13 protein-coding genes are annotated in these 12987 nt (G+C 64.3%); 7 read left to right on the top strand and 6 right to left on the bottom strand.

The window, feature by feature from the left end; translation table 11 throughout:
• Positions 1-37 precede the first annotated feature (37 nt).
• Positions 38-892 (bottom strand): pyrroline-5-carboxylate reductase, encoded by an 855-nt coding sequence (gene proC / locus BJD12_RS05510; protein ID WP_005990429.1) that lies wholly within the window; start codon positions 890-892, stop codon positions 38-40.
• A gap of 48 nt (positions 893-940) precedes the next feature.
• A complete protein-coding gene (locus BJD12_RS05505) occupies positions 941-1627 on the bottom strand; it encodes a YggS family pyridoxal phosphate-dependent enzyme (RefSeq protein ID WP_039420053.1) in 687 nt (228 codons plus the stop codon).
• A 325-nt stretch (positions 1628-1952) separates the two neighbouring features.
• On the opposite strand from BJD12_RS05505, the gene BJD12_RS05500 reads away from it, so the two are divergent.
• The 3 genes from BJD12_RS05500 (at position 1953) to BJD12_RS05490 (ending at position 5187) form a co-directional block, all read left to right on the top strand.
• A complete protein-coding gene (locus BJD12_RS05500) occupies positions 1953-2990 on the top strand; it encodes a type IV pilus twitching motility protein PilT (protein WP_003489919.1) in 1038 nt (345 codons plus the stop codon).
• 128 nt (positions 2991-3118) lie between these two features.
• Positions 3119-4249, top strand: coding sequence for a PilT/PilU family type 4a pilus ATPase (locus tag BJD12_RS05495; protein WP_005990431.1), 1131 nt, complete (start codon positions 3119-3121; stop codon positions 4247-4249).
• 263 nt (positions 4250-4512) lie between these two features.
• Positions 4513-5187, top strand: a complete 675-nt coding sequence (locus BJD12_RS05490) for a YitT family protein (protein WP_042827786.1) — start codon at positions 4513-4515, stop codon at positions 5185-5187.
• Positions 5188-5192: 5 nt separating this feature from the next.
• On the opposite strand, the gene BJD12_RS05485 is transcribed toward BJD12_RS05490, so the two are convergent.
• The 4 genes from BJD12_RS05485 to BJD12_RS05470 all read right to left on the bottom strand — a co-directional run bounded on the left by BJD12_RS05485 (position 5193) and on the right by BJD12_RS05470 (position 9921).
• Positions 5193-6092, bottom strand: coding sequence for a DUF72 domain-containing protein (locus BJD12_RS05485; RefSeq protein WP_005990433.1), 900 nt, complete (start codon positions 6090-6092; stop codon positions 5193-5195).
• A gap of 210 nt (positions 6093-6302) precedes the next feature.
• Positions 6303-7532, bottom strand: coding sequence for a hypothetical protein (locus BJD12_RS05480; protein WP_005990434.1), 1230 nt, complete (start codon positions 7530-7532; stop codon positions 6303-6305).
• The gene (locus BJD12_RS05475; RefSeq protein ID WP_058564120.1) at positions 7529-8068 is read right to left on the bottom strand and encodes a DNA-3-methyladenine glycosylase I; all 540 of its coding nucleotides are present in this window, start codon (positions 8066-8068) and stop codon (positions 7529-7531) included. The genes BJD12_RS05480 and BJD12_RS05475 overlap by 4 nt, the downstream gene beginning before the upstream one ends.
• Positions 8065-9921, bottom strand: coding sequence for a DUF4153 domain-containing protein (locus tag BJD12_RS05470; RefSeq protein WP_074059329.1), 1857 nt, complete (start codon positions 9919-9921; stop codon positions 8065-8067). The genes BJD12_RS05475 and BJD12_RS05470 overlap by 4 nt, the downstream gene beginning before the upstream one ends.
• Positions 9922-9999: 78 nt before the next feature.
• Here BJD12_RS05470 and BJD12_RS05465 point away from each other — a divergent pair, with 78 nt between their 5' ends.
• The 4 genes from BJD12_RS05465 (at position 10000) to BJD12_RS05450 (ending at position 12882) form a co-directional block, all read left to right on the top strand.
• Positions 10000-10566, top strand: a complete 567-nt coding sequence (locus tag BJD12_RS05465) for a YqgE/AlgH family protein (protein WP_005992507.1) — start codon at positions 10000-10002, stop codon at positions 10564-10566.
• On the top strand, positions 10559-11023 hold the full coding sequence (gene ruvX, locus BJD12_RS05460; protein ID WP_005992506.1) for a Holliday junction resolvase RuvX: 465 nt from the start codon (positions 10559-10561) through the stop codon (positions 11021-11023). The genes BJD12_RS05465 and ruvX overlap by 8 nt, the downstream gene beginning before the upstream one ends.
• A 13-nt stretch (positions 11024-11036) precedes the next feature.
• A complete protein-coding gene (locus BJD12_RS05455) occupies positions 11037-11984 on the top strand; it encodes an aspartate carbamoyltransferase catalytic subunit (protein WP_005992504.1) in 948 nt (315 codons plus the stop codon).
• 463 nt (positions 11985-12447) lie between these two features.
• A complete protein-coding gene (locus tag BJD12_RS05450; RefSeq protein ID WP_005992502.1) occupies positions 12448-12882 on the top strand; it encodes an OsmC family protein in 435 nt (144 codons plus the stop codon).
• The last annotated feature ends 105 nt before the right edge of the window (positions 12883-12987 follow it).

Genomic DNA, 12987 nt, shown 5'->3' with positions numbered 1-12987 from the left:
ATGCAGCCAGCAACGCGTTTGCGCGAACCGCTACCGGCTAATCGTTAGCTGCCGACAAGCTGCGGCCGCGTTCGGTCGCCGCGGCAATTGCTCGCGCTGTCAGCGCTTCGAATCCGCCTGCCTGGAACGTTTCGATGGCCGCTTGCGTGGTGCCGTTGGGCGATGTCACGCGACGGCGCAAGACCTGCGGCGCTTCACCCGATTCGGTGAGCATGCGCGAGGCGCCAAGCAGGGTTTGCAGGACCAAGGTGCGCGCGGTATCGGCCGGCAGACCCTGCGCCAGGGCCGCCGCTTCCATCGCTTCGGCCAATAAAAAGACATAAGCCGGGCCGCTGCCGGAAACGGCAGTCACCGCGTCCATCTGCGCTTCGTCGTCGATCCATACCGTCACACCGGCGCTGTCCAGCAACTGAGTTGCCTGCGCGCGTTGCGTATCGGAAACGCGTGCAGTGGCATACAGCCCGGTGACGCCGGCGCCAAGTAGCGCGGGAGTGTTGGGCATCGCGCGGACTACTGCCGTGTCGCCGCCGCACCAACGCTGCAACTGCGTGGCAGTGATGCCGGCGGCAATCGACAGCAATAGTGGCTGCTGCGCTTGTGCAAGCTCGGCCAACTCAGCGCACACGTTTGGCATGACCTGCGGTTTAACCGCCAGCACCCAGGTGGCTGCGCCATCGGCTGCATCGCGCGCGCTGTCGACCACCTGCACGCCAAAGTCGCGCGACAACCCCGTGCGTAACTCCGCCACTGGCTCGGCGACGCGCAGGCTGGCGGCCGGCACACCTTGCCGGAGCAGTCCGGCGATCAGGCTGCGCGCCATGTTGCCGCCACCGATGAAGGCGATCAGCCCGGCATTGGCGGGCGATGGCACAGGCGGCGTGGGCTGAGTCATTGCGGTACCTCTACTAAAAGGAATGGATTGGGCGATGCGCGAGGTGGATCAGGCGGACGCGGCGGGCGCGCGCGCACCGAACAGGGCTGTGCCCACACGCACCATGGTGGCGCCAGCCGCGATCGCTTCGGCAAAGTCCGCGCTCATGCCCATCGACAAGGTGTCCACCTGGCGGTGGCGCTGCTGCAACTGTGCGAACAGGTCTTGCATGCGCGCGAACGCCGAAACGCGGCGTGCCTGGTCCGGGAAGGGTGCCGGAATCGCCATCAGGCCGCGCAACTGCAGCCGCGGTTGCAGTGCGATGGCATCGGCCAAGCGGTCGATGGCGTCGGGCGCGCATCCGTACTTGCTGTCCTCATCATCGATGTTGACTTGGATCAGCACGTTCAATGGCGCGCGGTCGTCGGGGCGGTATCGCGCCAGCAGCGGGATCAACTTGGCGCGGTCCACCGTTTGCACCCAGTCGAAGTACTGGCTGGCGATATCGGCCTTGTTGGATTGCAGGTGGCCGATCAGGTGCCATTCCAGCCCCAGTTCGCGCAGCGCGGCGATCTTGGTGTGCGCTTCCTGCACGTAGTTTTCGCCGAAGGCACGCTGCCCTTGTGCAGCCAATGCGGCGACGGCATCGGCCGGTTTGGTCTTGGAGACCGCCAGCAACCGGACGTCGCTACGCGCATGCTCGGCTGCTGCGGCATGGATGGCATCGAGAATCTGCTGCAGCGACGAAGCCGGCACGTGGCGATCCAGAAAGAACGGGAGCGCTAGTGTGCCGCCGCCGGTGGCTTCCTTCCAGCGCGCCGTGACCGCGCTGACGGCGGCAATGCCCACCGACAGCGGCGCCGCGATGAGGCGCAGGGTGCGGTCGCTGCGTGCGCACTCCAGCCTGGCCGGAGCCGATACAGGCAAGCGCCGTGCCCGGCCACGCGGGAAAACAACGCCTTCAGCCCCACGTGGCACTGCCGACCTGAACCGGCGGCAAGCCGCTTCCCGCCAGCAGCCAGAACGCTATACTGCCGGCCGGGGAGTACCTTCCAATCGCAGCCTAGGGGAAAAGCAGCGCATGGATATCGCTGAACTATTGGCGTTTTCTGTCAAGAACAAGGCATCGGACCTGCACCTGTCTGCAGGGCTGCCGCCGATGATCCGTGTCGATGGCGATGTCCGTCGCATCAATATTCCGGCGTTGGACCATAAACAGGTGCACGCGCTGGTGTACGACATCATGTCGGACAAGCAACGGCGCGATTACGAAGAATTCCTCGAAGTCGACTTCTCGTTCGAGATTCCCTCGCTGGCGCGCTTTCGCGTCAATGCGTTCAATCAGAACCGCGGTGCCGGTGCGGTGTTCCGCACCATTCCCTCCGAAGTGCTGACGCTGGAAGACCTGGGCTGTCCGCCGATCTTCCGCCAGCTGATCGACCAGCCGCAGGGCCTGATCCTGGTGACCGGCCCGACCGGCTCTGGCAAGTCGACCACGCTGGCCGGCATGATCGATTACATCAACAAGAACGAATACGGCCATATCCTCACCGTCGAGGATCCGATCGAATTCGTGCACACCTCGCAAAAGTGCCTGATCAACCAGCGCGAAGTGCACCGCGATACGCACGGCTTCAACGAAGCGCTGCGCTCGGCCTTGCGCGAAGACCCGGACATCATCCTGGTCGGCGAGTTGCGCGATCTGGAAACCATTCGCCTGGCGCTCACCGCCGCGGAAACCGGTCACCTGGTGTTCGGCACCCTTCACACCAGCTCGGCGGCCAAGACCATCGACCGCATCATCGACGTGTTCCCGGCCGGCGAAAAGCCGATGGTGCGCTCGATGCTGTCCGAATCCCTGCGCGCGGTGATTTCGCAGGCATTGCTCAAGAAGGTGGGCGGCGGGCGTACCGCAGCCTGGGAAATCATGGTCGGCACCCCTGCGATCCGTAACCTGATTCGCGAGGACAAGGTGGCGCAGATGTATTCGTCGATCCAGACCGGCCAGCAATACGGCATGCAGACGCTGGATCAGCATCTGCAGGACTTGGTCAAGCGCAGCCTGATCACGCGCAACCAGGCTCGCGAGTACGCCAAGGACAAGCGGATATTCGAGTGATTCGGGAATAGGGAATCGGAAATGGGGAATCGCAACAGCACGCTTCCCTGACCGGTCCCGGCTCCCGGCTGCTGGCTTTCCAATTCCCGATTCTCGATTCTCCATTCCCGGCTCCGAGGGAGCACGCCATGAGCACCATCGACTTCACTTCCTTCCTCAAGCTGATGGCGCACCAGAAGGCGTCGGACCTTTTCATCACCTCCGGCATGCCGCCGGCGATCAAGGTGCATGGCAAGATCAGCCCGATCACGCAGACGCCGTTGACCGCGCAGCAGAGCCGCGACCTGGTGTTGAACGTGATGACGCCCTCGCAGCGCGAGGAGTTCGAAAAGACCCACGAGTGCAATTTTGCCATCGGCGTGTCCGGGGTCGGGCGTTTCCGTGTCAGCTGTTTCTACCAGCGCAACCAGGTCGGCATGGTGCTGCGCCGGATCGAGACGCGCATTCCCACCGTGGAAGAGCTGAGCCTGCCGCCGGTGATCAAGACCCTGGCGATGACCAAGCGCGGCATCATCATCTTCGTCGGCGCCACCGGCACCGGTAAGTCCACCTCGCTGGCGGCGATGATCGGCTATCGCAACCAGAATTCCACCGGGCACATCATCACCATCGAAGACCCGATCGAATTCGTGCACAAGCACGAAGGCTGCATCATCACCCAGCGCGAGGTCGGCATCGATACCGACAGTTGGGAGAACGCGCTGAAGAACACCCTGCGCCAGGCGCCGGACGTGATCATGATCGGCGAGGTGCGCACCCGCGAAGGCATGGATCACGCGATCGCCTTCGCTGAAACCGGCCACCTGGTGCTGTGCACGCTGCATGCCAACAACGCCAACCAGGCGATGGACCGCATCATCAACTTCTTTCCGGAAGATCGCCGCAACCAGCTGCTGATGGACCTGTCGCTGAACCTCAAGGGCGTGGTGGCGCAGCAGCTGATCCCGACCCCCGATGGCCGCGGCCGCCGCGTGGCGATGGAAATCATGCTGGGCACGCCGCTGGTGCAGGACTACATCCGCGACGGCGAGATCCACAAGCTCAAGGAGATCATGAAGGAGTCCACCAACCTGGGCATGCGCACCTTCGATCAGAGCTTGTTCGAGTTGTATCAGGCCGGCGAAATCAGTTACGAAGACGCGCTGCGCTACGCCGACTCGCAGAACGAGGTGCGCCTACGCATCAAGCTTTCGCAAGGCGGCGATGCCAAGACCTTGTCGCAGGGGCTGGATGGCGTGGAGATCGCCGAGGTTCGGTAACGCGGTCCACTGCCGCAATGTCCGCGCGGTTTACGGCCGGCGCCGGTGCGGTCGTTTGCAACGGTGATCGATACGGCGCCTGGTATTGGCGCCTTTGGTGGCCGCGGTTGCTCTGGATGGGTCACGGCGCGCGTTTCGTACGGAGACATCGCCGCTGTTTCAGATGTAACCAGGGCGGCCGATAGTGTCTAATATCGCACCCCACTGCAGTGCCCAGACCCGTGAGCCTTCCCGATTCCGACCTCCGTCCGGAGCAAGAACCGTTGCCCGACGACGGCACCGTGGTGACCTCCGGGCGGCTGACGCCACCGCCGGATTCGGCAGGGACCACGGCTGACGACCACGCGTATCACCATTCGGTGGCCGAGGACGTGCAGGGCATGGTGCTGGCCACGCTGGTGGCCTCCCTGGGCTTGGCGATCTTCGCCAAGGGCGGGCTGATGATTGGCGGCATGGCCGGCGTCGCCTTCCTGCTGCACTACGCGTTGCACTGGAATTTTGGCGTGGTGTTCGTGCTGGTCAATCTGCCGTTCTACTGGCTGAGCGTGCGCCGCATGGGCTGGGAGTTCACCCTGAAGACCTTCGCCGCGGTCGGTGCCTGCGGTGCATTGACCGACCTGCTGCCGCGCTGGGCCGATTACGCGCACATGAGCACCGCGTTTGCGGCCATCGTCGGCGGTGCGCTGGCCGGGCTGGGCATCCTGTTCTTTATCCGCCACCGCGGCAGCCTGGGCGGCATCGGTATCCTGGCGGTGTATCTGCAACGCGAACGCGGTTGGAGTGCAGGCAAGGTGCAGATGAGCTTCGATGCGATGCTGATGCTGGTCGCCTTCTTCGTGCTGACGCCGGACAAGGTGCTGTATTCGGCATTGGGTGCGCTGATGCTGAGCCTGGTCCTGATGTTCAACCACCGCCCGCATCGTTATATGGGCGTGTGACCCTGTCAGGTAACGTCGTCGCGCGCAGGGCAATCGGTGGGCAAGTTCAAGCGTTGCATCAGCCCGCGTGCGTCGAAGGGCGCATGGACTTTCATGTCGTTGTCGAAATAGCAGTAAACATCGCGTTTGGCACGTTTCACCGCGCGTGCACCGACGCGGGCCGCATCGTCCGGTTCGCCGCCGTGTGCCCAGGCATCGATGCGGGCGGCCCAGCGATCCAGCGCGGTGTCGCTATAGCCGCTTGCGTAAAGCTGCGCATCCCCATGCAAGCGCAGATAGACGAAATCGGCGCTGACATCTTCCAGGTAAGGGAACTTGCCCGCGGTATCGGCGACCACGACGGCCACCTTGTGGCGGCGTAGCAGACGCAGGCAGGCCGGGTCCATGAAACTTGCGTGGCGCACTTCCAGCGCATGCCGGATCGTCCGCGCTTTGTCGATCGCAAGTGCGCTGCGCCCATGGAGCAGCGCTGTGTCGCGCTTGCGTGCCAGGGCCAATGCAGCTTCGCTATCGCCTGGCAGGCTTCCCAAGAACGCATCCAGCAACTCGGCATCAAAGCGCAGCGTGGGTGGCAGCTGCCACAGGATGGGGCCCAGTTTGGGCCCCAGTCGCAAGACGCCGGACGCGAAGAAATTCGCCAGGGCCTGTTCGCAATCACGCAGGCGCTTCATGTGGGTGATGAAGCGCGGCCCCTTGACCGAAAAGACGAAGTCATCCGGTGTTGCGTCATGCCAGTTCTGAAAACTTTCCGGGCGCTGTAGCGAATAGAACGAGCCGTTGATTTCTACACTGGGAAAACAGCGCGCCGCGTATTCGAGCTCGCGCCGTTGCGCCAGGCCGGTGGGATAGAACGTGCCGCGCCAGCGCGCATAGCGCCAGCCGGAAATGCCGATGCGAATAGCCATGGCGCGACCATGCCGGCTTCGGTGTTCAAGCCTCGTGCAAGCTGCGCCAAGGCGACGTCGACTACCAGGATGCAATCAGCAGTGGTGCTGGATCGAACCTTGATCAGGCTGCGGAGAGCGGACGCAGGCGCTGCGTTTCGAGACGGCTGCACGGCAAGCCTAGGGTCCGCGCTGGCTGAGGTTGCTGCCAGCTGCGGCAATGCACGGCGGCTATTCCGGACGCGCAACCGCAGCCACCAACGCCACGCCGGATCGTTCGCGTCTTGAGCGCAGCGGCAGGGTGGTGACCTGATTGCCGGGAGCATCGAACAGCCACAGCGCGCAACATCCGTCCGGAGCGGTCAGAAAGCTGCTGCGAAAGAACACGATGCTGGCGCTATAGCAGGCTTGGCCGTGGCGTACACGAAGGTCGGCGACATAATCGAAGCTGTAGTGGCCTGCACCGTGCCAGGGCCATTGATCGGCCTCGTCGGGATCGCCACTGGTCTGCACGGGGCAGCGTGCGGCCGGGTCCGGTGCGCGCTGGGTTCCATCCGGCGCAAATGCAAGCTGCTGCAGCTGACGGTCCATGGCTGCCTGCAGTTGAGGGTGTTGCGCCAGCCAATGCGATGCCTGTTGTTCTTCGGGTGTTGCGCTGGCCGCGTCGTGCGATGGTGGCGCAAGCGTGTGCTGGTAGCGATAGCGTACCTGCAGCACCTGCGTGTCCACAGGCTCGCCGGGCGAGGGCAATGGACGCGATACGGTCACCGTGTCCTGGAAATAATCGCCATCGCGGTAGGCCGCGTAGCTTTTGCCATCGATGCGCAGCCAGTACAAGGCCTGATCGCCGCCGCGACCATTGATGCTGAAGCTGCCCGGTGTGCTGTCGGCGTCGACCGCATTGGCCGCTAGCGGGAGAAAGCCTTGGGTACGGTCGAAGTGCAGCACGGAAATGGTGTTGAACAGCCCGGTGCCGCCGACATACGCATCGTCTATCAGATCGCGCTGACCATCGTCGTCCAGGTCGACCAACATGTAATGGTGGTAGCCGTTTTCGGCGATGTCGTTCTCTGCACTCGCGCTGGTGGCGCGGTAAGCCTGTAGTGCCGACCACTCTGCCTCCGTGACCCCTGGCGGCGGCACGGCCGGGGTTGCTTCGGTATCGTCGGTGTCGTCCAGCCTTGACATATCGAAGCTCAACCCGGTGGTGTCGGCATGGCGCTGCAGCACGGTCTCGATCGGGACGGGATTGGTGGCAGGCTTGGCGGCAATTTCGCGCCGCAATTGGTCGAGCACCTGCGACACCGTCCCCGCGGATGGCGCGGACGCCTGTGACTGCAATATCAGCCCAGCCTGGGCGGCCAGTACGAGCAGATAGCCGTGACGCCTGCGCGCCGAGGCAAGCGATGGCGCCACACCGAAAGCGTGCGTGCCTCCAGGCATGAACATCGGTGTGCTCATGCTGCCTGCATCCAGGCTGGTTTGAGTGTGGCGATGCGTTTGAACACCGGGCATTGTGCGTGATGTGCACCTGGCAGGTAACCCAGGCTCATCAGGAATTCGCCGGTGATTTCGCCGCCGGTGAAGCGGAAGGTCTTCTTGAACAATTTGACCCAGGCCGGCTTTTCGAGCGGATGCTGGGCATCCAGCCATTGCGCAAAACTGCCATGCGAACGACGCAAGGTCTGGATGACCTGCGCATTGTGGATGGCGGCCAGGATTTTCAGCCGATTGCGGATGATGCCCGCGTCGCTCATCAAGCGCGCAACGTCAGGCTCGCCATAGGCCGCGACGGTATCGACGTCGAACCCATCGTAGGCCTGCTGGAAATTGCTGCGTTTGCGCAGGATGGTTTCCCAGCTCAGGCCTGCCTGATTGATTTCCAGCACCAGGCGCTCGAAAAGTTCGCCTTCTTCGCGCTGCGGGAATCCATACTCGTGGTCGTGGTAATGCCCGTGCACCGGGTGGCCGGGTGCGATGCTGCAGTAGCCGCTCATGGCTTCTGCTCCCGTGTGCGTGCATTCGCCGACGGCGCAATGCGCATCCGCTCTGCACCGGGAAACTGCAAATCCGGCCAGCGTCGCTGGTGGGTGGTCAGACGGCCCTGACGCACCGCCTCGCGCAGCGCTTCCTGATCCTGCTTGCGTTCGGGGAGGCTATCTAGCGTGTCCACTTCATACCACCCTTGTGCATCACGCGTGTACAGAAAACAGCGAATGCCAAAGCGATCCGAAATATCGCACAGCAGCGCGTCGTTCTGGCCATCGCCATCGATGTCCTGGCTGCTGACAATGCATTCGCGATCGGGCTGCAGGCAGACGTCAGCGTCGAGTTTGCCCTGTGCCAGCGCCTGCCACCAGTCCGGGTCTGGAGCCTGGCTGCCGGTCGCAATGGCCAGATGCGCGCGCAGTGCATCTGGGTCACTGATGCGCGTGCGGCGCAAGTTCTCTGGCGCGGCTTCCAGCTCCCAGCGCTGCTGCCGTGCCAGCACCTGATCGAGTCGTTTGCTGCGCTTGGCATCGTTGGCAAAGGCCGGTGTGGTGCGCAGCGCTTGCAGTGCCTGGTAGCCGCGCCGGCCGTTGTCGAAGCGCAGGAATTCCAGGTCCTCCCGCTCGGCATCCGGATTCACTGTGCCTGTGCGCGCAAGCAGCTGCTTTGTCTGGCTATCGACCACGATGCGGTACGGGTCCAGCAATGGCGTATTGACTAACACTGCCAATGCGATCACCAACCACGACAACGCGATATTGCTGCTGGCCAGATGGCCCAGCCAGCGTCCGGGTTGCGGACGCAGCACCGCAGCTGCGTAGCCTAACGCATAGGCTACTGCCGCGAGGGTCAGCGTAGCTCCCCAGAAACGCTCCCCGGTCCAGCCGTATTGGGCCACGCGCAGGGCCACCGCGTACGCGGCCAAGCCGGCATACAGCGGCAGGGTCAGCAAACCGGCCTCGACCACGCGACGCAGCCAGCGCGGGTAGGGTGGCTGTGCGCGGCCGTCCTGATAGACCGCATTGGCGAACAGCACCAGCGCGAACACCATGCATAACAGGATGGCCGCGGCCGAGCGCGTCTGCCACAACGCCTGCAGGCCGGTCAGGGGCAAGGTGAGCGCAAACAGCAGCGCGATGCAGGCCAGCAGCGGCAACAGGCCGGTGCAGATCGCAAACAGGATCTGCCGCATCACCTGCACCGCGCGATGCTGGGTGCGCCCGATCAGGATGCCAAGGCCGGCCATGGTGCCAGTGGCCAGATAGATGAAGGGGTCTTCGTGGAACAGGCTGCGGAAGAAGGTGATCTTCACCAGCGCAAATAACTCGGCCCACAGCGACAATACCGCCCAGCACACGCCCACAAACACTAGGGCAAGCGCCAGGGTCAGCGCGTTTTGCCATGCATGTTCAAAGAGTGCGGTGTATGCCGCACGCCAACGACCGTGCTGCTGGCGATGTTGCAGCCACGGCAACGCGACAAACAGCCCGGCCGCCATGCTCAGCCCGAACGGAGTCAGTAGTTTGTGGCTTTCCAGGCCGGGTGCACCTGTAGCGCTCCAGGCCGCCCAGCCAGCCAATGTGGCGAAAACGGCACTGACCACAGCAACGTGCTGCCACAGGCGGCGGTCATGCAGGTGCTGCACGCTCAGCAGCAGCATGCTGGGCACGGCGAGCACCAGCGTGTACCAGCACACCCGCGGCCCCAGTGCTGCCAGCGGCCCGCTCGCGTGGGTGCTGCCCCATTCGGCGGCATACAGCAGCGCGCCCTGCAAAAGTGCCACCAGCACGATGAACGCGCGGGTCTGCCGCGGCAGGGGCGTCTCTGCGGGGCTCGGAGTGTGGGGCGAGGTCGTTTGCATTCACGGTCCATGTTCGTCGCAAGTGCCAAGTATGGCAGCGGCTCTGCGCGCGACGGAACGAACGGCTAGAATGCGGCCATGTCTGTTTTGCCCACGCCTCTGGCCAACCAACTGCTGATCGCGCTCCCGGCGCTGTCCGATCCCACCTTTTCGCGTAGCGTGGCGCTGATCTGCCAGCACGACGAAAATGGCGCGATGGGCGTGCTGGTCAACCGGCCGTCCGAGTACACGCTGGGCGAAGTGCTGTCGCAGATGGGGATCGATACCGACGATGAGCAGCTGCGCGAGCAGATCGTGCTCAGCGGGGGGCCGGTGCACCCGGAGCGCGGTTTCGTCATCCACGACGATGCGCGCGAATGGGATTCCAGCCTGGAAGTGGGGCAGGGCGTATTCCTGACCACTTCGCGCGACATCCTCGAAGCCATGGCGGCCGGCGAAGGCCCACCCCATGCGCTGGTGGCGCTGGGCTGTGCGGGCTGGGGTGCAGGCCAACTGGAATTCGAACTGGGCGAGAACAGCTGGCTGACCGCGCCGTCGGACGTTAGCGTGCTGTTCGCCACTGCGCTGGAAGATCGCTGGCAGGCCGCGGCCGGGCGTATCGGTGTGGACCTGTTCCGGCTCACGGACTATTCCGGGCATGCCTGAGGCGGCAATCCGCCCCGATGGAACGGTGCTGGGCTTCGATGTGGGGTCGCGCCGGATCGGCGTGGCGGTCGGTACCGCACTGGGCGCCGGTGCGCGTGCAGTCGCCGTCATCAATGTGCATGCCAACGGCCCGGACTGGGTCGCGCTGGATCGGGTGCACAAGGAATGGCGACCCAACGGCCTGGTGGTCGGCGACCCGCTCACCCTGGACGACAAGGACCAACCCGCACGCAAACGTGCGCATGCGTTCGCCCGCGAACTGCGCGCGCGCTATGCGCTGCCGGTCGTGCTGATCGACGAGCGCTCCAGTTCGGTCGAAGCCGCACAGCGGTTCGCGCGCGAACGCGCCGATGGAAGCAAGCGCCGCCGCGACGCCGACGCGCTGGACGCCATGGCGGCAGCGGTGATCGTCGAACGCTGGTTGGCCGCGCCCGACCAAGCCACTCTTCTCCCTTGATTCCCGACCTGCGATGACCACCATGCAACTCGATTCGGACGGACGCCTGCGTCACCTCCTCACCCTGGAAGGACTGCCGCGCGCCACGCTGCTGCAACTGCTCGACCGTGCCGGCCAGATCCGCGATGCCGCGGTCGGCCGCGTCGGCAAGCGTAGCGTGCTGGCGGGCACTGCGGTGTGCACGCTGTTCTTTGAACCCTCCACGCGCACGCGCAGCTCGTTCCATCTGGCCGCGCAGCGACTGGGCGCGGACGTGCTTAATTTCGACGCGTCCACTTCCTCCACGCGCAAGGGCGAAACTGCGCGTGACACCTTGAAGAATCTCGAAGCGATGGGTGTGCGTGGGTTTGTCGTGCGCCACCCGGATGACGGCGCGGTGGAAGCGCTGGCTGCGGCCGCAGGCGAGGGCACCGCGTTGATCAATGCCGGCGACGGTCGCAGCGCGCATCCCACTCAGGGCTTGCTCGACATGCTGACCCTGCGCCAGGCCAAGGGCACTGATTTTTCCAAGCTCAAGGTCGTGATCGTTGGCGACGTGAAGCACTCGCGCGTGGCGCGCTCGGACCTGCATGCGCTGCGCACGCTGGGCGCTGGCGAGATCCGCGTCTGCGGCCCGGCCAGCCTCTTGCCCGATGACGACATGCTGGACGGCTGCGTGGTCGGCCAGGATTTCGACGCCATGCTCGAAGGTGCCGATGCCCTGATGATGCTGCGCCTGCAACGCGAGCGCATGGAAGAAGGCCTCGTGCCGTCGTTGGAGCAATATCACAGCGACTACGGGCTGACCCGCGAGCGTCTGGCGCGCGCCGGTCGCGATGCTGCGGTCCTGCATCCTGGCCCGATCAACCGCGGCGTGGAAATCACTGACGAGGTTGCCGATGGCGCGCAATCGTGCGTGCTGCGTCAGGTCGCCAACGGCGTCGCCGTACGCATGGCCGTGCTGGAAACCCTGCTGGGCTGATTGCCCGCATTGCGCGTGCACGCACCGCGCGAACGCAGTGCGTGCGGAAGATCCGCCGAATACCGGGCGCAGCGACAGCCGTCGCAGCGCCCGTCTTTCTGCCAAACGCAGGCACGTATCAGTGCGCAATGCCGGGTCTGAGCATAGGCGCCTGTCAGCATCGCTACCCAGCCACCAGCTGCGCGCAGCCAGTACTCCGAATCGGACTCCACCGCACCGAGGCAGCGCCTCCGTCGCGATGCATGTCGCTACCGCTGCTCGTCACTGCTCCCGAGTCGCCGTCAACCTGCAGTTGCTGCGTGACTAAATGCATACGGTGAGCGCACGCTCTTTCGAATCCCGAATCCCGAATCCCGAATCCCCACCGTGGCGTCGTCCATCTGCGAACGTCCCGGCAACAAGCACCAAGCCCTAACACCCGCTCGCCTAAGGTGACGGTCCCTTTCAATCGCAGGAGATCGCAATGGGTATTTCGCGTCACGCCACCGCTCACTGGGAAGGCGACCTCAAGACCGGCAAGGGTCAGCTCAGCACGCCGCAAAGCGGCTTGATGGACAACACCCGCTATGCCTTCAGCAGCCGCTTCGGCGACGAGAAGGGCACCAATCCGGAAGAACTCATCGCTGCCGCGCACGCGGGGTGTTTCACCATGGCGCTATCGGCGCAGCTGACCGAAGCCGGTTTTCCACCGACCTCGCTGGATACCCGTGCAGATGTCGACCTGTCGATGGAAGGCGGCCCGCAGCTGTCGCAAATCCGTCTGAAGCTCAAGGCTGTGGTGCCGGGTATCGATGAAGCCAAGTTCCGCGAGCTGGCCGACACCGCCAAGAAGAATTGCCCGGTTTCCAAGGCACTGAGCGCTGTGCCAATCAGCCTGGAAAGCGAATTCTCCAACTGATCGGCGTCCAGACCGCGAGCGTCGGCGGAGCATGCCGGCGCACGCAGCTGGCGGAAACCTGAATAGGCCTTTTTATCGCCTGTTCGGTTCAGGGCGGTTTCACCG

Origin of the sequence: Xanthomonas vesicatoria ATCC 35937 (genome assembly GCF_001908725.1) — a bacterium.
GTDB classification, from domain to species: domain Bacteria; phylum Pseudomonadota; class Gammaproteobacteria; order Xanthomonadales; family Xanthomonadaceae; genus Xanthomonas; species Xanthomonas vesicatoria.
The sequence above is the reverse complement of the archived record's forward strand: the minus strand, read 5'-3'. Positions and strand labels throughout refer to the sequence as shown.